The organism is Nonomuraea sp. NPDC004186 (assembly GCF_053603495.1).
The window spans coordinates 1-19050 of sequence record NZ_JBSGFQ010000023.1 but is presented as its reverse complement, the minus strand read 5'-3'; the positions used below and the strand labels follow the sequence as shown (position 1 = coordinate 19050).

Genomic DNA, 19050 nt, shown 5'->3' with positions numbered 1-19050 from the left:
GACAGCTACCGCAGGCCGTCCACGAAGCCGGACTCGTAGGCCAGGATGACGAGCTGGGTGCGGTCGCGCACGCCGAGCTTGAGGAAGAGCCTGCTCAGGTACGTCTTGACGGTGGCCCGGCTGAGGAACAGAGCGGCGGCGATCTCCTCGTTGGACATCCCCTGGACGACCGCGGCCACGACGTCGCGCTCGCGCTCGGTCAGCCCGGCCAGGCGGGCCGCGTCCGGGCGGGGGCGGGCGTAGCCGGCGATCAGCCGCCTGGTCACCTCGGGGGCGAGCATCGCGTTGCCGTGGTGAACGGTGTGGACCGCCCTGAGGATCTCGTCGGTGCCGGCGTTCTTCAGCAGGAAGCCGCCGGCGCCGGCGCGCAGGGCCTCGAAGACGTACTCGTCCAGGTCGAACGTCGTCAGGATGACGACCTTGACCTCCGGGCGGGCTGCGCAGATGGCCCGGGTCGCCTCCAGGCCGTCCATGACCGGCATCCGGATGTCCATCAGCACCACGTGGGGGCACAGCCGTGCGGCGGCCGCGACCGCCTCCCGGCCGTCACGCGCCTCGCCCGCCGCCGTCAGCGCGGGGCCGGAGTCGACGAGCTCCACGAGCGAAGCCCGCAGCAGATCCTGGTCCTCGGCGACCAGCACCCTGATCGGCTCAGTCACGCGCCACCTCCGGCATCGGGATCACGGCGCGCAGCTCGAACCCGGCCCCCTGCCGGTGTCCCGCGGTGAAGGCGCCGCCGAGCAGCTCGACCCGCTCCCGCAGCCCGACCAGCCCGAACCCGGGCTCACCCCGTCCAGCGAACGCGCCGCCGCCGTCGTCGACGACCGCGACGCGTAACTCGCCGTCCACGCCGCTCACCGTGACCGTGCAGCGCGCGCCCGGGGCGTGACGGGCGACGTTCGTCAGCCCCTCCTGGACGATCCGGTACGCCGCCAGCCCGGCTCCCGCCGGAACCCCCTCGGCATCCGTCACCGTCAACGTCACCGGAACGCCGCCCTCCCGCATCCGGTCCGCCAGCGCGGCCAGATCGCCGATCCCCGGCGGCGGACGGCGTTCGGCGGGCTCGTCGCTCTCACGGACGGCGCCGAGGGTCGTCCGCAGTTCCTCCATCGCCTGCCTGCTCACCTGCTCGATCTGGCCGAGCCTGACGCGCATGCGCCCCATGTCGTCCGCGCGGGCCGCGACCCCGGCGGTGACGGCGATCGTGCCGAGCGAGTGGGAGACGACGTCATGAACCCAGGCGGCGCGGCCACCACTGTCGATCGGCAGCCAGAACACCAGGACGCACAGTGCCACAGCCGCCAGGTCCCAGCCGGTGGAGCCGGACCGGTCGGGATCGAACCAGTGCTGAGCCATACCGCAGACCCTAACGAGCCCGCCGCACCGCACGCCCGTTCCTCCTGCCGAGGTGACTCCGTTCTATGGCCGTGTGGCGCGGACGTAGTAGAGCAGGTACGGCAGGCGGCCTTCTGATTCCACCTGGAAACCGGCGTCGGGGATCATGGTGCCGAGAAGGTGACGAGGGTCGTGCCGCATGGCGGGGCCGCTGAGGGCGCCGATGAGGTGTCTGGCCAGGGGGTTGGCAGGTGGACGGAATTCGGCGATGAGCAGGCGGCCGCCGGGCCGCAGCACGCGGAACATCTGGCGCAGCGCCTCGGGCCGGGCACCGGCGGGGATGTGGTGGACGGCGAAGCTGGAGACCACCAGGTCGAACGAGCCGTCGGGGAACGGCAGGTCCTGGCCCTCGCCTTCCACATAGGTGCAGTTGGCCGAAGCGTGCCGGGTGGCGTAGTCGATCATCGCGGGGGAGGGGTCCACGCCGGTGACGTGGCCGCTGGGCGTGACGACCGGGGCGAGGATCCGGCTGAGATAGCCGGTGCCGCAGCCGACGTCCAGGACGCGATCGCCTGCTCGTGGCCTGGCGGCTGCCGCCACGCGGGTGAAGGCGGCGCGGCGGCCGCCCAGGAAACCGATCGAGACGAGGGTCTCGTAGGCGCGCGGGTGGTCGATGGTGCCGCCGGCGTCGGCGTGCTCTTCGTGGGTGTGCAGGAGCTTTCCCAGGCCCATGGCATTGCCTCCCAATGATGAACAAGGTGTTCAGTTATGAATGATGCGTTCATAATGGTGAGGGGGCAACGAGCAGATCGGCCGTGTTGTGCGGTACCGAACAGAGGGTGGGGAAGTGTCCGGAGACAGGCGGGTGCGGCGTACCCGGCGGATCGTCCAGGAGGCGCTGGTGGCGCTGATCCTGGAGAAGGGGTATGACGCGGTGACCGTCACCGACATCATCGAGCGCGCGGACGTGGGCCGGTCCACGTTCTACTCGCACTTCACGGACAAGCAGGACGTGCTGTTCAGCAACCTCGACGAGCTCGCGTTCCTGCATCCCGTACCGGCTGCCCGGTCGGGGGAGCTTTTCGCGTTCAGCCTGCCGATGTTCGAGCACGTGCGGGAGCAGCGGCGGCTCGTGCGTGCGCTCCTGGGGCGGCGGGGCGGCGGCCAGGTGTACGCGCGCGGCGAGCAACTGCTCTCGGCCGCGGTCAGGAACGAGCTCATGGCCGCGGGCGCGCGGGCGTCGGCCTCGCTGGACCTGCTGGTGGTGTGCGTGGTCGGCGCGTTCATGGGGCTGATGCGGGCGTGGGTGGACGGCGAGAGCACCGCTACGCCCGCCGAACTGGACGCGGCCTTCCGCGCGGCGATCGAGCCGGGCGTGCGGGCGGCGCTGGGTCAGGAGTAGCTGAGGGTGAGGGGCACCACCAGGAAGGCCAGAGCCGCGGTCCAGAACGCGCCCGCACCCGGGGCGCCCGCCAATGAGCCGAACATCGCCGCCAGGCCTGGGACGACGGGTTGGGCGACACCCCAGGACGATCCCTGGAAGGCGAACCAGCGCGGCCGTTCGGGCTCGGGTGCGGAGTCGGCGACGAGGGTCTGCCAGCGGCCGAGCAGCAGTCCGTTGGCGGCCGTGGACGCGAGATAGGCCGCCGCGGTCAGCCCCGGCTGTGCGGTGAGTGCCATGGTCAGGGCGAGCAGGCCGAGCAGCACGGCGCCGCCACCGAGCACGATCCCGTGACCCAGGCGTGCCAGTCGCCGCCCGCCTGCCCACAGCGCGAGCGGGCTGAGCACCGCCGCGCCGGCGAGGGTGAGCCCGGGTGCCCAGGCAGGGGCGCCGCGTTCGAGCAGGGCCAAGGGGATGAACATCATCACGGCCAGACAGCCCACCGCGAAGGCGGTGCTGGCGAGCGTCAGCCGGAGCAAGGGCGCGGGAGGCCGCCAGCGCCGTTTCGGCGCGATGGCCCGTTCCTCGCCGCGTGGGAGGAAGCGCAGGGCGACTCCGGCGGCTACCAGGCACGTGACCGCATCGGTGATCACCAGCCACCGCACGCCCAGAGGCAGCAGGACGGCGGCGAGCAGGCCGGCCATCGCCCCCGCTGCCGACAGGCAGACTCCGAGCAGGGCGTACACCTGCTGCCGCCGTGCTCCGGTGGCGACGCGGGCGATGAGCTCCTGGGTGGCGGGCTCGTACAGCTCGAACGCCAGACCCACGAGGACGACCGCTCCCAGCATGTGCGGCGGGGTCCGGGCGGCGGCGAGGGCCAGCAAGGACAGGCCGGTCAGGCCGAGGCCCAGGCCGAGGACCGTCCGTGGCGGCATGCGGTCCAGGAGGAAGGCCCCCATCCAGCGTGAGATCAAGGCGGCGATCCCGAAGCTCGCCAGCGCGGCGGGTGCGAGCTCAGGGCCGGTGAGCACCGCGAGAAAGGCCAGGGCATAGGAGCCGAGCTGGTTGAGCACCCGTATCCACAGCAGCGTCTTCGCTGCTGCGGGGAACGGCTCTCGCTGCTTCTTGCCCATGAACACCGACGCAGGCTACCCGGCCGCTCCGACAAAAGGCTTCCTGACGCCGGCCTTGACGGAGCGATGTGGCGTTGGATCATCGCTCCGATACGTTTGGCATATGGTGACGGCCCCTCCGAAAACTCCTCAAGCCGCGCATACTGCGCCTACCCGACTGGCGTGGCTGGACGCGTTGCGTGGCGTCGGGGCGCTCGCGGTCGTGGGAGAGCACCTGACGACCTGGGCCATGCCCTGGCTGCGCCCCACCTCGTTCAATCTGGGCGTGTACGGCGTCTTGGTCTTTTTCCTGGTCAGCGGGTACATCATCCCGGCCTCGCTGGAGCGGCAGGGCGGCGTGCGCGCCTTCTGGATCGGTCGCCTCTTCCGCCTCTATCCGCTCTACCTCGCGGTCATCGCCGTGGTGCTGGCCCTGTCGTGGTGGATCCCCGTACGCGACGAGGTGCCCAGGGAGGCCGCGTCGGTGGCCGCGCACGCGACGATGCTGATGGACGCGATCGGCGTGGCCGGCGTGCTGAACACCATGTGGACGTTGTCGTACGAGATGGTCTTCTACCTGCTGGTCGCCGCGCTGTTCGTGACGGGCGTGCGTGACCGCAACGCTCTGCTCCCGGTCCTGTTCGGGCTGATCTGCGCCATCACCGGCCTGACTCTGTCCGGCGCGTCGCTGTCGGGCGGGTGGCTGGCCTGGCTGTCGTTCGCCGTGTTCGTGATCGGCCTGGCGGGTGTGATCTCCGGACGCGCGATCACCGTTGGCTCCTGTGCCCTGGGCGTCATGGCGCTGGCTCTGGTCCTGGTGAGCAGCCGTGTCCCGTGGTTCGCCGCCGCGATCCTCGCGGTCATGTTCGCCGGTACGGCGATTCACCGGTGGGAGCGCGGCGACGGCCGGCTGTGGCCGGTGGCCGTCGCCGCCGTCCTGGTGACGGCGACGCCTCTGTGGGCGATCAACGCGGGATGGTGGTGGGTTCAGCCTGATGTGTGGAGCTTGACCATCGTCCTGGCGGGCGCCACCTTCGCCGCTGCCATGGTCTGGCGCACGCGCCGCGTGCCCGTCTTCCTCACCTGGCTCGGGACGGTCAGCTACTCCCTCTATCTGGTGCACCTGCCGATCCTGCTCGTCGTCATGCAACTGGCGGGGGAGATGCGCTGGTCACCCCTGCCCCTGCAGATCGGCATCAGCGTGCTCTTCGTCAGTGTGCTCCTCCCGGCCAGCTGGCTGAGCCACCGATTCATCGAGCGGCCCCTGCAGCGATTCGGCCGCCGCCTGGCTGACCGGCGCTCCTCCGCGGCGCCCGTACTCACGTGAGGACCACCGGGTCGGGTGAGGCTCGTTGGCGATCAAGCCCCGGCGCTCGTAGTAGCGCGGCGTCTGGATGTTGACCCCGGCGAGCTCGGCTACTCGCCCGGTGCGCAGGTGGATGGATTCGGTCGGCTGCGTCGCGGTGATCTTGGAGCGGGGTTCGAGCCGGATGTCATGTCAGGCCGGCCGCCGCTTCGGCCCGCGCCTGCAGGGCATCCAGGACCTTTACGTGCTGCCCGGGCACCCGTACGTCGAACTCGGCCACGCGAAGCGGCTGCTCGGCGGTGGGCAGCGTGCACGCCGACGGCACCCACTGCTGGTCCAGGGTTATGGCCTCTCGTGTCATGCCTCGACGGTAAACCCGTACCTGGGTACCGAATACAAGTACTTCGACGAGCACCGTCCACGCCGGACGCTCATCCGCTACCTGGCGCTCAGCAGGGCGGGATGCGGGAGTCGCGCGGCAGGATCTCCTCCATGAGGTTCGCGACCACGCGGTCCGGCTCGTGAGTGCAGTCCACGCGGAATCCCGGTTCGTCCGCCTCCAACGGCTCGAGGGTTTTCATTTGCGAGTCGAACAGCGCCCCCGGCATGAAATGCCCGGCGCGTGCCTCGACGCGTCGGGCGATGAGGTCCGGCGGGGCATGGAGCTCGACGAACACCGCACTCGGGGCCTCGGCGAGAATGGTCTCCCGGTATTTTCGTTTGAGCGCCGAGCACGCGACGACCGCCCCTTCCGCTCGTAAGCCGGCGAGAGCGCCTCCGACCGCTACGAGCCACGGGAAACGGTCGTCGTCCGTGAGCGGGACGCCCGAAGCCATCTTGGCCACATTGGCCCGCGGATGGAGGTCGTCGCCGTCGAGGAAAGGCACTCGCAGCCGCTCGGCGAGTAAGCGGCCGACGGTGGTCTTTCCCGCCCCGGACACGCCCATCACTACAACAAGTGGTCGCAGCGGAAATCCCCTTCCTCGGTCTGATCGGCCGATATCGACCAGCGGCATCAGTAGAACTCGACCGTGTCGACGACGTTCACGAGCTCGTGCCCGTCCAGCAGCCGGGTGGCGTTGTCGGCGAACAGCTCCACGACGGCCGTCTCCTCGTCGACCGCGAGAGCCGCGGTGTGCGGACTGATCAAGACGTTGGGCATTCCCCAGAGCGGGCTCGCGGCGGGCAACGGCTCGGCCTCGAACACGTCGAGGGCCGCGAAACCGATCCGCCCGTCCTCCAGCGCCGCGATCAGAGCCGGCTCGTCGACCACGCTGCCGCGGCCCACGTTCACGAACGTGACCCCGCGTTTGACCCGCGCGAGCAGCCGTTCGCCCACGATCCGTCGCGTCAGGTCGGTGCCCGGCAGCGCGGACACGATCACGTCCATCTCGCCGACGACGTCGTCCAGTTCGTCGATGCTCACGAACCTGTCGACGTCCAGGTGTTTGGCGTCGGCGTGGCGTGAGGTCGCCGTGACGCTCATGCCGAGCGCGGAGAGAGAGCGGGCGACGGCCCTGCCGATCCCCCCGAAGCCGAGGATCAGCACCTTCTGCCGGGAGATCTGCCGCGACATCCACCGTTCGCCCCACTGACGCCGGCCTTTCTGCCGCAGCAGGCGGGGAAGATCCTTGGCACCGCAGAGGACGCCCAGCACCACGAACTCGGACAGCGGCGATCCATGCACGCCCGCCGAAGTGGTGAACGTGACCCTCTGGAAGTGCGACGGGCTCAGCCCGGCCTTCCCGACCTGCTGGCCGCCGCCGGCGGAGGTCGTGTGCACCCACTTCAGGCGCGGATTCGACTGCACCGTACGGGCCAGCGCCGCAGGATCGACGTCGGGGATCCCCAGCAGCGCGTCGGCGGAATCGAGGAGGGCCTCGAATCTTCGCTGTTGCTCCGGAGTCCGCCGAAACCCGGGATCGCCGGAGAAGTCCGCCTGGTGCCGGGCGGGCGGCAGCAACGAGGGATCGAACAGCAGGGTCACGCGCGGTTCGCGTTCCAGGATGAGCTGGTAGGACTCCTCGTGAAGGGGGTTGGCGACGGCTACCCGAAGGTTCTTCCGGCCGGGCGGGAGTCGGTCCCCGTCCGGCTTCTTGTGATCGCTCACTCGCCGATCAGCTCTCGACGAAGAGTCGCTGGGCGCGCTTCCACGCCTCTACGGAAGTGTCCATGTGCACCTTCATCGCGTGACGCGCCTTGTCGGGGTCACGCTGCTCGACCGCTCGCAAGATCTCCGTGTGCTCCTTCAGCGCAAGTGAGATCGCGCCAGGCAGACGATCGGTCAGCTGGCGCGCGTTCAGAAGAAGATCCCCCACACCCTCGAGCACGTTGCGGAACGCCACGTTGTGGCTCGCGACCGCCAGCGCCGCGTGGAAGGCGACGTCGGCGCGGTAGGCGCCCTGCCCGTCCCGGTGTGCGCGTTCGTAGTCGTCGAGGGCGACGCCGATCGCTTCGAGGTCGGCGGGACTCGCCTCGGTCGCCGCCCGCTCGGCTATCGCGGTCTCCAGCACGCGCCTCAGCTCATAGATGTCCCCAACGGCCTGCCCCTCCAGTAATGCGGAGATCGCCGCCGCCTCGACCGCCTCTTCGATCGGGACGGAGGTCACCCGCGCTCCGACGCGTGGGCGCACGTCGAGGTAACCCATGGTCACCAGCGATTGGACCGCCTCCCGGACGGTGTTGCGGCCAACCCCGTAAGCCTCCATCAGCTCCTTCTCGCCCGGCACCTTCGAGCCCGGTGGATACTGGCCACTCTTGATCTTGAACAGCAGGTCGTCGGCGATCGAGGCCGACAGGTTCCTCCTGGTCACCTTGACACGAGGTTCGATCATGTGATCTACTCCATTCATCCTACAAATAGGATTATTCGGATTCTAGCGAGAATCCCCTTCAACAGCAAACTCCCCGGGCCTGCTCGATTCGTGGCGCTACGACGACATAGCCCAGAAGTAATCAGAGAAAGCGGCAATGATGTTGACACGTGAACGACGTCTGCTCCGTGCCGTCACGGTAATCGGAGCGGGCTCAGCACTGGCCGTAGCGCTCACCGCATGTTCCGACTCCCAGCAGTCGGCCTCCACCAGTACGGCTATGGATCCGGCGCTGGCCAAGTCCGCGAAGGGAAATGTCACGGTCTGCGGGCCCACGGACTCGTCGGGCGTCTGGAAGGCCACGATGGAGGCCTTCAACAAGGCGAACCCGGGGACGGTGGCCAATTATGTGGAGCTGGGAGCGTCGGCCGACGACCAGCTGCAGCAGATTACGCAGCGAATGCAGACGAAGTCGACGCAGTGTGACGTCGTCCGCCTGGATGTGGTGTGGACGGCGCAGCTGGCCGCCCAGGGCTGGCTCGCGGACATGAGCAAAGTCATCTCGTCCAAGCTGGACAAACTCATTCCTTCCACGGCCGGCACCCTGCTCTACAAGGACAAATACTGGGGTGTCCCGTTCTATTCGAACACCGGTCTGCTCTACTACCGCACCGACAAGACGCAGGCTCCGCAGACCTGGCAGCAGCTCTACTCATATGGCGAGGCGGACTCCAAGAAGGGATTCCTCTACCAGGCCTCACAAAGTGAGTCGCTCACCGTGAGCTTTCTCGAGTTGTTGTACAGCGCGGGCGGCGAGGTGCTGAACGACAAGGGCGAGGTGGCCGTCAATTCGCCGCAGACGGCCGAAGTCCTCACGTTCATGCAGAACGGCATCAACAAGGGCGCCGCGCCGAAGGCGGTGCTGACGTACGACGAGGACGCCACCCGCCTCGCGTTCGAGTCCGGCGCCGGCGCGACCATGCGCAATTACCCCTACGCCTACGCGGCCGGCCAGAAGTCGGCCATCGCCGGCAAGTTCGCCGTGACGCCGCTTCCCGGGTGGAAGACGCCGGGCAACGGCGTCGGCGTGCTCGGCGGCAGCAACGTCGCGGTCAGCACGTTCTCCAAGAACCAGGCGGGCGCCCTCGCGATGATCGACTTCATGACCAGCGACAGCTGGCAGGAGCAGATCGCGGTCAAGAACGCTCTCGCCCCCGCCGTCGCGGCGGCCTACGCGTCCGAGCCGGTCAAGAAGGCGCTGCCGTTCTCGCAGGAGTTGCTGAAGGCGCTGACGAGCGCGAAGGCGCGGCCGGTGTCGCCCGTCTATCCGCAGATCTCGCAGGCGATCTACCAGACCGTGGGGAAGGTGCTCTCCGGAGAGCTGACTCCGCAGGCAGGGGCCTCGCAGATGGCGGACAAGGTCGGCACCGCCCTGAAGACGTTCTGATGGCGATGCGGTTCTTCCGATCCTCGAGGCACCTCTCGGACTCCACCGAGAGGCGCCTCGCGGCGCGTATGGTGGCGCCCGCGCTCATCCTCATGGCCGGCGTCGCCGGCTATCCCGTGCTCTACGCGATCTGGCTCTCGCTGCACCAGTACAGCGTCATCACCCCTGGGCTCTCGCGATTCGTCGGCCTGGGCAATTACGCCGAGCAGCTCACCTCGCGCGCGTGGTGGGAAGCCGTGCGCAACACCTTCCTGTTCACCGCGATCTCGGTCCCGCTCGAGTTGGTCATCGGGATCGGCCTGGCGCTCCTGCTGAACATCGCCTTCCGGTTCAGGACGCTGCTGCGCAGCATCGTGCTGCTCCCGTACGCGATCCTGACGGTCGTGTCCGCCATCACGTGGCGGACCATCTTCGACCCGGATCTGGGTCTCGTCTCCACGATGTTCAGCTCCCTCGGCCTCACCGACGCCGGCGTGGTCTGGCTGGGGCAGAGCGGATACGCGATGACGGTGGTGATCCTGGCGGACGTCTGGAAGACGGCGCCCTTCGTCGCGCTCCTGGTGCTCGCCGGGCTCCAGGTCATCCCCGCCGACCTGCGGGAGGCCTCGCAGATCGACGGCGCCGGCGCTTTGCGGCACTTCTGGAGCATCACGCTGCCTCTGCTGTGGCCCGCGATCGCGCTGGCGATGATCTTCCGTACGCTCGACGCTCTGCGCGTTTTCGACCTGCCGTTCGTGCTGACACGTGGCGCCTACGGCACGGAGACGATGTCCGTCCTGGCCTACCAGACCTTGCGCGGCAACCAGCTGATCGGCGAAGGGTCCGCGGTGTCGATCCTCACGTTCGTCATCGTCATGTTCGTGTCCTTCCTCTACATCCGCTTCGCCGGCGGCAACATCCGATCGGTCGTCAAGGGAGGTTCGCGATGAGCAGCACCGCCACCGGCCGGCAGCCGTCGCCACGGAGAAGGGCCCGGCGGCGCGGCCCGGAGCACAACCCGCTGGTCTGGTGTGCCATCGCCGTCGTCATGGTCTTCTCGATCGTGCCGGTCTACTGGCTGGTCAACACGTCGTTGAAGACCGGGCCCGACCTCTCGACGGCGAGTCTCACCCCTCCGCGCCCCACTTTCGAGAATTACCTGGCGGTGCTCGGCGACAGCCAGTTCGTGGGCGCGCTGGTCAACTCCGTCATCGTGGCGACGACGACCACCCTGCTCGCGCTCGCCGTCGCGTCGTTCGCCGCGTACCCTCTCGCGCGGCTCAGGATGCGCGGCAAGTTCCTCATCCTGAGCATCGTGCTGTCCGTGACGACCTTCCCGGGTATCGCGATCGCCGCGCCGATGTTCTCCCTGTGGAACGATCTCGGGCTCTACAACACGCTGGTCGGGCTGATCATCCCCTATCTGACGTTCACCCTGCCGTTGTCGATCTACACCCTCGTGTCCTTCTTCAAAGAGATCCCCGTGGAGCTCGAGGAGGCGGCGTACATCGACGGCACGTCCCCGTTCCAGGCCTACTACAAGGTCATCCTCCCGCTTGCCGCACCCGGTATAGCCACCGTGGGGATCCTCGCGTTCATCTTCGCCTGGAACGAGTTCCTGCTCGCGGCCACGCTGACGTACAGCCCCGAGGCCCGCACTGTCCCCGTCGCCATCGCGTTCTTCACGGGCGCGAGCGAGTACGAGCAACCGCTCGGCACGATCAGCGCCGCGTCCGTGATCATCTCGATCCCGCTCGTTCTCCTGGTTCTGGTCTTCCAGAGAAAGATCGTGTCCGGCCTCACCGCGGGAGCAGTCAAAGGATGAACGCCCAGAACGGACGGTGGTGGCGCGAGGGCGCCTTCTACCAGGTGTACGTGCCGTCGTTCCAGGACGGCGACGCGGACGGATTCGGCGATCTGCGGGGTGTGGAGCGGCGCCTCGACCACATCGCGGCACTCGGCGTGACCGCGGTGTGGCTGAGCCCGATCTATGCGTCGCCGCTGCTGGACTTCGGTTACGACGTGTCCGGTCACACGGAGGTCGGGACGGTGTTCGGCGATCTGGCCACCTTCGATCGCGTCGTTCGAGGGGCGCACGATCGAGGGCTGCGTGTCGTCCTCGACTACGTGCCCCAGCACACCTCCAGCGAACATCCCTGGTTCCGCGACGCGCTGTCGAGCCGAGACAGCACGCACCGGGACTGGTACCTCTGGCACGATCCGAAGCCGGACGGCAGCCCGCCCAACAACTGGGCCTCCGCCTTCGGCGGCCCCGCCTGGACCTTCCATGAGCCGACCGGGCAGTACTACTACCACGCGCACCTGCCCGAGCAGCCGAGCCTGAACTGGCGCAACCCGGCCGTCCGGGAGGCGATGTTCGAGGTCATGCGGTTCTGGCTGGACCGCGGGGTCGACGGGTTCCGCGTGGACGCGGTGTGGCGGCTCATCAAGGACGCGCGACTGCGCGACAACCCGATGATGGACGACGGCGGCGAGTCGTTCGAGATCGGCGGCGCGGGCGCCCACACGACGGTCCGGCAGATCCAGAAGTACACCGCCGACCAACCCGAGCTCCCGGGCCTGCTCGCGCAGATGCACACGGTCATCGACGAGTACGACGACCGGATGCTGATGGGTGAGCTCCACCTCAAGCTCGAACGCGTCGCCGCCCTCGGCACGCGGGGGCTGGACATCGCGATGAACTTCTCCCTCATCGACGCCCCCTGGAACGGCCTCGACCTGGCGAAACTCATCCAGCGCTACTACGCCGCGCTCCCGCCCGGCTCGCACCCCAACTGGGTGCTGAGCAACCACGACAGGTCCCGGCTCGCCAGCCGCATCGGGACGGAACGCGTCCCCGGCGCGCTGGCCCTGCTGCTCACGCTCAAGGGGACGCCGACGCTCTACTACGGCGACGAACTCGGCCTGCCCGACGCCCCGGTCGACGCCGGGCGCGCCCGCGACTGCGCCGAACTCCGCGCGCCCGGCCTCGGACTCGGCCGGGACCCCCAGCGGATGCCCATGCCCTGGGAGGCGACGCCGTCGCACGCCGGATTCACGCCCGACGACGTCGAGCCGTGGCTGCCCATACCCGCGTGGGCGGGGCAGTTCAGCGTCGAGAGCCAGGAGCTCGACCCCCGCTCGCTCCTCTCCCGCGTCCGGGAACTCCTGAAGCTCCGGCGAGAGCTGGCCGCGCTGCGTCAGGGCGGCATCACCGTGCTCTCCGCCGACCCGGACCATCTCGCCTACCTCCGTGGCGACGGCGAGAACTCACTCGTCGTGGCGGTGAACCTTTCCGACCGCGACCAGACGGTCGCGTTTCCCGGTTCCAGGAGCACGCTCTGGTCATCGCTTTCGACCGTCGGCGAGGGAGACCGGCTGCCCGGTGCGGTCACTCTCGCGCCTTTCGAAGCGCGACTCCTGCGGTGACAGTTCGGGGGTCGCGCGTGCTGACCAGGCTCGGCCTTCCGGACGGGCCGCCCGCGGCGACACCTCAGATGGCCCCTGCGTCGCCTCGTACACTGGCTGGGTGCCCAAACTGTGGAACGAGACGATCGAGGCGCACCGCCGTACCGTGCATGACGCGATCCTGGACGCCACAGTGGAGCTGGTGGGCGAGCGAGGGCTGCTGGCGGTGACGATGTCGCAGATCGCCGAGAAGACCGGCATCGGGCGGGCCACGCTCTACAAGTACTTCCCCGATGTCGAGACGATTCTGGTGGCCTGGCACAACCGCCAGGTCGCCGGGCATCTGGAGCACCTCGTACGGGCGGGGGAGCGTGCGAGCGATGCCGGGCAGCGGCTCGAGGCCATGCTGGAGACGTACGCGCTCATCCATCAGCAGATGGCAGGGCACGGTTTCAGCCCCGACCTCGTCACTCTCCTGCACCGATCGCACGACGCCGGCCACGCCCGGCAGCAGCTGCACGCCATGTTCCGCGATGCGCTGGCCGATGCCGCGCGGGCTGGCGTCATACGTGACGACGTGGCGGCGGACGAGCTGGCCACGTTCTGCCTCCACGCGCTTCAGGCGGCCGGCGCCCTTCCGTCCAAAGCCGCTGTCCAGCGGCTCGTCACACTCACTTTGTCCGGGTTGCGAGCCCGCTGAGCCGGACGCCCGCTCGGTCTCAGCGGGCTTTGACGGATGGGCGGCGGCGTCGCCAGACGTGGGTCGCCACCAGGGCCGCCTTCACCAGGAGGGCCACCAGAACGACGTCCGCGCCCAGTCCGGCCCAACGCGGAATCGCCAGAATGCCCGCGGCCAGGCCCGCGTGCACGCCGATCGCCAGGAGGGCGGCCACCGTAAGGCCGAGCACCGTGTGCCGGCCTCGACGCGGCGTGGCCTCCGCCACGGCGGGCGCCGTTCCGGCGTTCGCGTCCGTACGGTTCCAGTCCACGGCCAGGCCGTCCCTTCTGCCCATCCGCGTGATGTTCCTGGTGAGGAGGGTCTGGAGGCGCTGCAGCCCGTCCTCGTCCTCGGCCTCGATCCGTAATGTCAGGGCCTCGGGAGTGGCCTCCAGGACGCAGGATCCCCGGTCGACGGTGATGGTCCCGCTGGTTTCCGACCACTCGGCCTGGACATTCTTCGGCCTCTCGCTGCCCGTGTGCCGGTCGCGGCCGGGGTGAGCGGGGAAGCCGTGGCCCATCTGGGTGGCGTGGCGGCATAGCTGGACGAGGTATCGGCCGGCGCGTTCGGTTGCGACGCGGGCTTCGGCGGTCGGCATCGGCAGTCCTTTCGGGATTCGGTGAGGGTCGGATTCTGGTGAGCGCGGCGAGCCGGGCCAGGACGCCGTCGGGGATGCGACTGCCTCTCTGTCTCGGTCCGGAACATGTCGTACTATATACATACACTCTGTATCGCAAAATTCCGCAACACCGCGAACAGATGAGGAGTGCTGGACACGTGAGCACGCTCGAAGTCCCAGGAGCCCGTCTCTACTACGAGACCCACGGGAGGGGCCCTCTCCTCCTCCTGATCACAGGCGCCCCCGGCGTGGCGGACGTATATCGAGCCGTCACCCAGCACCTGACCGCCCACTTCACCGTCGCCATCTACGACCGCCGCGGCTTCTCCCGCAGCCTCCTCGAAGGCTCGCAGGACTACGACCGCCGCCTGGAAACCGACGCCGACGACGCTCGCCGTCTGATCGAGCACCTCGGCGCCGGGCCGGCGATCGTCTTCGGCGCCAGTTCCGGAGCCGTGGTCGGACTGGAACTCCTGGCCCGCCACCCCTCTGCGATCCGCACTCTCATCCCGTACGAACCGCCCGTGACGCGACTGCTCCCCGACGGCGACACATGGGTACGGTTCTTCTCCGAGGTCTACGACCTCCATCGGCGCTCCGGCCCCGAGCCCGCGATGACGCTGTTCCGGGAACGCACATTCGCCCCCTATGACCACCGGTACATGGCCAACGCCCCGAGAAACGACGCCAACGCCGCCTACTGGTTCGAGCACGAGCTACGCCAGTACCCGCCGGCCCCTCTCGACCTTGCCTCGCTCGCGGCGCACGCCGGTCATGTCACTCCCGCGGTCGGCCGCGAATCACGCGGACACCCCTGTTACGAGGCGACCGTGGCGCTGGGCATGCGTCTGGGCCGCGACGTGGCCGAACTCCCCGGCGGCCACATCGGCTTCATCACCGACGCCCCGGCATTCGCCGCCGCACTCGTCAAGTCGCTCTGACAGGCGCGGAGGGGAGAAGCTCAGGCCCGGCCTTCCACAGTCGCCCAAAAAGTGATATCACTTTGCTAGCAAGGTGAAGTCACATAGAAGGGGCGGACGATGGCGAACGCATCGGGCGAGACCGCACTTGAGACCGCCGTCGTGGACATGCCCGCACCGCGCACGAGCGAGCACCCGGTGCGGGTGGCCAACGGGTTCGTCATGCTAAGAGTGGCGACGGGGCTGGACCTGGCCGGGATCGCGCTGCTCGTCGTGGGGATCGTCCTGCTCGCCGCGGGGGCCGGGCAGGGCGGCATGTGGGTGGTCATCGCGAGCAGCCTGATGATCCTGCTCGGGCTCTTCATGTCCTTCGGCCTCACCGCGGTGGCGCCGGGGGAGGCCAGGGCGGTGCAGCTGCTCGGCCGGTACGTCGGCACCCTGCGCGCCCCCGGCTTCCAGCGGGTCAACCCGATCACGGTGCGCCGAGGCGACGGACGTGACGAAGGTCAACGACGCGACCGTGGTGGTCTGGCAGGTGCGGGACACGGCGCAGGCGGTGTTCGAGGTGGATGACTTCGTGGAGATCGGCGCCAGGGTGGCTTCGGCCGGGGTGAAGGTCATCGAGTCGTGCATCATCCACCTGGCGTACGCGCCGGAGATCGCCCACGCGATGCTCCGCCGCCAGCAGGCCGGCGCGGTGGTGGCGGCCCGGCAGCGGATCGTCGAGGGGGCGGTCGGCATGGTCGAGATGGCGCTGGCCAGGCTCGCCGAGCACGACGTGGTCGAGCTCGACGAGGAGCGCAAGGCGGCCATGGTCAGCAACCTGCTCGTGGTGCTGGTCGGCGACCGCGACACCCGGCCGGCGGTCAACACCGGCACGCTCTACCAGTAATCGCCGTGGAGCGGAAGAAGATCCTGCTGCGGCTCGACCCGGTGGTCCACGACGCGCTGGCGAAGTGGGCCGCCGACGACCTGCGCAGCACGAACTCGCAGATCGAGTTCCTGTTGCGCAGGGCCCTCTCGGAGGCCGGTCGCCTGCCCGACGGCGTGGGGCGCATGCGTCCCCGCGGACGGCCGAGGAAGGCGCCGGAGGACGACACACATCAGGAAGAAGGGGAGCAGGCGGATGGAGACGCAAGTGAAGCAGGGTGAGTCACTGACCCGATCGGCCTTCCTACTGGCCTTCGACCTGCGGAAGGAGAAGCTGACCCAGCGGGGAGACCTGGGTTATCTGCTGCGCGCGGCCACCCTCGCCGAGCTGCTGCTGGCGGGCAACCTGGCGGACGAGTCGGGCAAGGCGCGGGCTCTCACCGCCCCGGCCGCCGAGCCGGGTTCCCTGCGCGCTGTGGTCTGGGAGCAGATCTCGAACTCGCCGCCCCGCTCGTGGCGGCGGTGGGTGCAGAAGCACAACGGCAAGGCGGTCCGCTTGGTACGCGACGAGCTGGCGGCCGCCCGGATGATCAACGTGGAGCGACGCCGGATCCTGCTGTTCCCGGTCGAACGGATCACGCCGCGCAAGGCGTACCTGTCGCGCAGGCTGGCCGAGCGCGTCGGCCAGGCCATTCGCGGCGGGCAGCCGGTCGGGCTCCTGGATGAGGACGTCCGCGTCCTGGCGGCGCTGGCCATGGCGGCCCGGCTCAAGACGGTGGTTCCCTCCTGGCGGGAGGCGCGTCTGCGCCGGGACCGGATCCAGCAGCTGTCCGCGCCGGTCGAGCCGATCGCGACCGCATTGCGCAAGAGCGTCGATGAGGCCAGGGCGGCGGCGGCGAGCGGCGGCGGCTGACATGACGCATCACGTCGGCTCATCGCACAGTCCTTGACGGCACCCATGATGAAGGAGAGCACCTGATGCTCGAGATCAGCGAGTTACACAAGCGCTTCGCGGGCGGCCCCGACGCTCCCGACGGCAAGCTCGCCCTGGACGGGATCAGTTTCGCCGTGCGGCCGGGGGAGATGTTCGGGTTCGTCGGCGCGAACGGCGCGGGCAAGACGACGACCATGCGCATCGTGATGGGTGTGCTCCAGGCCGACTCCGGCTCGGTGAGCTGGCAGGGCCGCTCGCTCGGCTACGACGACCGGCGCCGCTTCGGCTACATGCCGGAAGAACGCGGCCTCTACCAGAAGATGCGGGTCGCCGAGCAGATCGAATACTTCGGCCGCCTGCACGGGATGAGCGCCGCCGTCGCCAAGAAGGCCACCGAGGACCTCATGGAGCAGCTGGGCGTGGCCGAGCGCAGGAACGACCCGGTGCAGGCGCTCTCGCTGGGCAACCAGCAGCGCGTGCAGCTCGCCGTGGCGCTGGTGCACGACATCGAGGTCCTGGTGCTGGACGAGCCGTTCTCCGGACTCGACCCGATCGCGGTGGACGCGCTGGCCACCGCTCTGCAGGAGCGGTGCAGGGGCGGAGTGCCGGTGATCTTCTCCAGCCACCAGCTGGAGCTGGTCGAGCGGCTGTGCGACTCGGTCGGCATCGTGTCCGCCGGGCGGATGGTGGCCACGGGCACGGTGGCCGATCTGCGCTCGGCCGAGAACGACACGCTGCGGGTGGTCGTCCGCGATCCGTCCCCCGGCTGGGCGGACGGCCTGCCCGGCACGGTCACCGTGTCCGGCCACCGGCACATTCTGCGTACGACGAACGGCGACGACCAGGAGATCCTGCGCCGCGCCATCAAGGCCGGGCATGTCGAACACTTCGGCCACGAGCGCCCGACCCTCACCGAGATCTTCAAGGAGGCCGTGGCGTGAACGAGTGGATGCTGGTCGCCCGCAGGGAGATCGTGACGCAGCTCCGTACGAAGGCGTTCGTCACCGGCCTGATCATCACGGCCGTGCTGGTGGCGGCCGTCTCCTTCGCGCCGAAGCTGCTCGACGGGCCTAATTCCTACACCCTCGGCACCGTCAACTCCCAGCGGCTGCCGCTGGAGGCCGCCGCCCCGGACTCGGAGTTCACCTGGCGCGCGTTCTCCGACGAGGCCGCCGCCAAGCGGGCCGTGCTCGCAAAGGACGTGGACGCGGTGCTGGTCAACGGCACCAAGGTGCTCACGGACGGGGAGATCGACGACCAGCTCGGCGTGCTCCTGCAGAGCGTCAACCGGGAGGCGAAGCTCGGGGCCGCAGGCGTATCGATCCCGCCGCTGAAGATGGTGTCCGTGGGGGCTGACACCCGCTATCAGGCCGCGCGCACCGGGCTCGCCGTGGTGCTGGTGATCGTGCTCTTCATGATGCTCATCGGCCAGGTCGGGATGGTGGCCATGGGCGTGGTGGAGGAGAAGGGCAGCAGGATCGTGGAGATCCTGCTCTCCACGCTGCGGCCGTGGCAGCTGTTCGGCGGCAAGATCGTCGGGCTGGGCGCGGTCGGCCTGATCAACCTGGTCACGATCCTGACGGTCGGCCTGGCCGCCTCCATGGCCTCGGGCATCGCCGGCGACTTCCCGCCCGGCATGCCGGGGCTGGTGGCCGGGGTGGTGGTGTGGTTCGTCCTCGGGTACGCCTTCTTCGCCACGCTGGCGGGGGCGTTCGCCTCGCTGGTCTCGCGCCTGGAGGAGGTCAACAGCGTGCTGACGCCGGTCATCATGGTGATCATGGTGAGCTACTTCGTGGCCTTCTACGCCACCATCGATCCCACGGGCACGCTGGCCACGGTCATGTCGTACGTGCCGCCGTTCTCCTCGATCGTCATGCCGGTGCGGATGGCCGCGACCGAGGTGCCGCTGTGGCAGGCGGGGCTCGCCATGGCGGCGATGGTGGCGGCGGTGCTCGCGGCGCTGGCCTTCGGCGCCAAGGTGTACCAGCGGGCGGTGCTGCGGACGGGCGCCAGGGTCAGGCTCGGCGACGTGGCGCGTATGCGCTGAATGGGACGATCTGACCAAGACCGCTGGTGGACAGGTCGCTAGCGTTGCCTCGGGCAGCTTCGGGGGCCGCTGTCCTGCCCGGCGCCGACGACGGTGACCTGGCCGGCAGGGATTTCCGGTGCCAGGGCGGCGGCCGTGCAGACGATCTGGTCGATGGCCAG

The 19050-nt window shown here is 69.1% G+C and carries 21 protein-coding genes and 1 pseudogene; 13 read left to right on the top strand and 9 right to left on the bottom strand.

The window, feature by feature from the left end:
- Positions 1–5 precede the first annotated feature (5 nt).
- The 3 genes from ACWEPL_RS20400 to ACWEPL_RS20390 form a co-directional block, all read right to left on the bottom strand.
- Entirely contained in the window at positions 6–659 is a 654-nt protein-coding gene (locus ACWEPL_RS20400; RefSeq protein WP_452437102.1) for a response regulator, read from the bottom strand.
- A complete protein-coding gene (locus ACWEPL_RS20395; protein ID WP_452437101.1) occupies positions 652–1356 on the bottom strand; it encodes a sensor histidine kinase in 705 nt (234 codons plus the stop codon). Before ACWEPL_RS20395 ends, ACWEPL_RS20400 begins: the two co-directional genes overlap by 8 nt.
- 63 nt (positions 1357–1419) lie before the next feature.
- Positions 1420–2067: a class I SAM-dependent methyltransferase gene (locus tag ACWEPL_RS20390; RefSeq protein ID WP_363983768.1), complete on the bottom strand. Its 648-nt coding sequence runs from the start codon at positions 2065–2067 to the stop codon at positions 1420–1422.
- 115 nt (positions 2068–2182) lie between these two features.
- On the opposite strand from ACWEPL_RS20390, the gene ACWEPL_RS20385 reads away from it, so the two are divergent.
- Complete coding sequence (locus ACWEPL_RS20385) at positions 2183–2737, top strand: TetR/AcrR family transcriptional regulator (protein WP_363983770.1); 555 nt, start codon at positions 2183–2185, stop codon at positions 2735–2737.
- Here ACWEPL_RS20385 and ACWEPL_RS20380 read toward each other — a convergent pair.
- Positions 2728–3849 (bottom strand): MFS transporter, encoded by a 1122-nt coding sequence (locus ACWEPL_RS20380; protein ID WP_452437166.1) that lies wholly within the window; start codon positions 3847–3849, stop codon positions 2728–2730. The two genes, ACWEPL_RS20385 and ACWEPL_RS20380, sit on opposite strands and share 10 nt — an antisense overlap.
- Before the next feature lie 103 nt (positions 3850–3952).
- Between ACWEPL_RS20380 and ACWEPL_RS20375 the strand changes: the two genes are divergently transcribed.
- Positions 3953–5155, top strand: a complete 1203-nt coding sequence (locus ACWEPL_RS20375; RefSeq protein WP_452437100.1) for an acyltransferase family protein — start codon at positions 3953–3955, stop codon at positions 5153–5155.
- A gap of 166 nt (positions 5156–5321) precedes the next feature.
- On the opposite strand, the gene ACWEPL_RS20370 is transcribed toward ACWEPL_RS20375, so the two are convergent.
- The 4 genes from ACWEPL_RS20370 to ACWEPL_RS20355 all read right to left on the bottom strand — a co-directional run bounded on the left by ACWEPL_RS20370 (position 5322) and on the right by ACWEPL_RS20355 (position 7968).
- Positions 5322–5495, bottom strand: a complete 174-nt coding sequence (locus tag ACWEPL_RS20370) for a hypothetical protein (RefSeq protein ID WP_452437099.1) — start codon at positions 5493–5495, stop codon at positions 5322–5324.
- Positions 5496–5583: 88 nt separating this feature from the next.
- Positions 5584–6150, bottom strand: a complete 567-nt coding sequence (locus tag ACWEPL_RS20365; protein ID WP_452437098.1) for a gluconokinase — start codon at positions 6148–6150, stop codon at positions 5584–5586.
- Positions 6150–7244, bottom strand: a complete 1095-nt coding sequence (locus ACWEPL_RS20360) for a D-2-hydroxyacid dehydrogenase (protein ID WP_452437097.1) — start codon at positions 7242–7244, stop codon at positions 6150–6152. The genes ACWEPL_RS20365 and ACWEPL_RS20360 overlap by 1 nt, the downstream gene beginning before the upstream one ends.
- A gap of 7 nt (positions 7245–7251) precedes the next feature.
- Positions 7252–7968 (bottom strand): FadR/GntR family transcriptional regulator, encoded by a 717-nt coding sequence (locus ACWEPL_RS20355; protein ID WP_357754311.1) that lies wholly within the window; start codon positions 7966–7968, stop codon positions 7252–7254.
- Between the two features lie 259 nt (positions 7969–8227).
- On the opposite strand from ACWEPL_RS20355, the gene ACWEPL_RS20350 reads away from it, so the two are divergent.
- From ACWEPL_RS20350 to ACWEPL_RS20330, 5 genes are all read left to right on the top strand, one after another.
- The gene (locus ACWEPL_RS20350) at positions 8228–9394 is read left to right on the top strand and encodes an ABC transporter substrate-binding protein (RefSeq protein ID WP_363983782.1); all 1167 of its coding nucleotides are present in this window, start codon (positions 8228–8230) and stop codon (positions 9392–9394) included.
- A gap of 92 nt (positions 9395–9486) precedes the next feature.
- Positions 9487–10323 (top strand): carbohydrate ABC transporter permease, encoded by an 837-nt coding sequence (locus ACWEPL_RS20345; protein WP_452437096.1) that lies wholly within the window; start codon positions 9487–9489, stop codon positions 10321–10323.
- Positions 10320–11198, top strand: a complete 879-nt coding sequence (locus ACWEPL_RS20340; protein ID WP_363983786.1) for a carbohydrate ABC transporter permease — start codon at positions 10320–10322, stop codon at positions 11196–11198. Before ACWEPL_RS20345 ends, ACWEPL_RS20340 begins: the two co-directional genes overlap by 4 nt.
- Entirely contained in the window at positions 11195–12802 is a 1608-nt protein-coding gene (locus ACWEPL_RS20335) for an alpha-amylase family glycosyl hydrolase (protein WP_452437095.1), read from the top strand. Before ACWEPL_RS20340 ends, ACWEPL_RS20335 begins: the two co-directional genes overlap by 4 nt.
- Positions 12803–12902: 100 nt before the next feature.
- Entirely contained in the window at positions 12903–13481 is a 579-nt protein-coding gene (locus ACWEPL_RS20330) for a TetR/AcrR family transcriptional regulator (protein ID WP_452437094.1), read from the top strand.
- A gap of 19 nt (positions 13482–13500) precedes the next feature.
- Here ACWEPL_RS20330 and ACWEPL_RS20325 read toward each other — a convergent pair whose 3' ends face one another.
- A complete protein-coding gene (locus ACWEPL_RS20325) occupies positions 13501–14097 on the bottom strand; it encodes a DUF2218 domain-containing protein (protein ID WP_452437093.1) in 597 nt (198 codons plus the stop codon).
- A gap of 179 nt (positions 14098–14276) precedes the next feature.
- On the opposite strand from ACWEPL_RS20325, the gene ACWEPL_RS20320 reads away from it, so the two are divergent.
- From ACWEPL_RS20320 to ACWEPL_RS20295, 6 genes and pseudogenes are all read left to right on the top strand, one after another.
- On the top strand, positions 14277–15059 hold the full coding sequence (locus ACWEPL_RS20320) for an alpha/beta fold hydrolase (RefSeq protein ID WP_452437092.1): 783 nt from the start codon (positions 14277–14279) through the stop codon (positions 15057–15059).
- A 99-nt stretch (positions 15060–15158) separates the two neighbouring features.
- Positions 15159–15930, top strand: a pseudogene (locus tag ACWEPL_RS20315) (SPFH domain-containing protein).
- Positions 15931–15935: 5 nt separating this feature from the next.
- Positions 15936–16190 (top strand): hypothetical protein, encoded by a 255-nt coding sequence (locus ACWEPL_RS20310; RefSeq protein ID WP_452437091.1) that lies wholly within the window; start codon positions 15936–15938, stop codon positions 16188–16190.
- Positions 16165–16821, top strand: a complete 657-nt coding sequence (locus ACWEPL_RS20305) for a GPP34 family phosphoprotein (protein WP_452437090.1) — start codon at positions 16165–16167, stop codon at positions 16819–16821. Before ACWEPL_RS20310 ends, ACWEPL_RS20305 begins: the two co-directional genes overlap by 26 nt.
- A gap of 65 nt (positions 16822–16886) precedes the next feature.
- Positions 16887–17783 carry an ABC transporter ATP-binding protein gene (locus ACWEPL_RS20300; protein ID WP_452437089.1) on the top strand — a complete coding sequence of 299 codons (897 nt, stop codon included), beginning with the start codon at positions 16887–16889 and terminating at the stop codon, positions 17781–17783.
- Entirely contained in the window at positions 17780–18889 is a 1110-nt protein-coding gene (locus ACWEPL_RS20295) for an ABC transporter permease (protein ID WP_452437088.1), read from the top strand. Before ACWEPL_RS20300 ends, ACWEPL_RS20295 begins: the two co-directional genes overlap by 4 nt.
- The last annotated feature ends 161 nt before the right edge of the window (positions 18890–19050 follow it).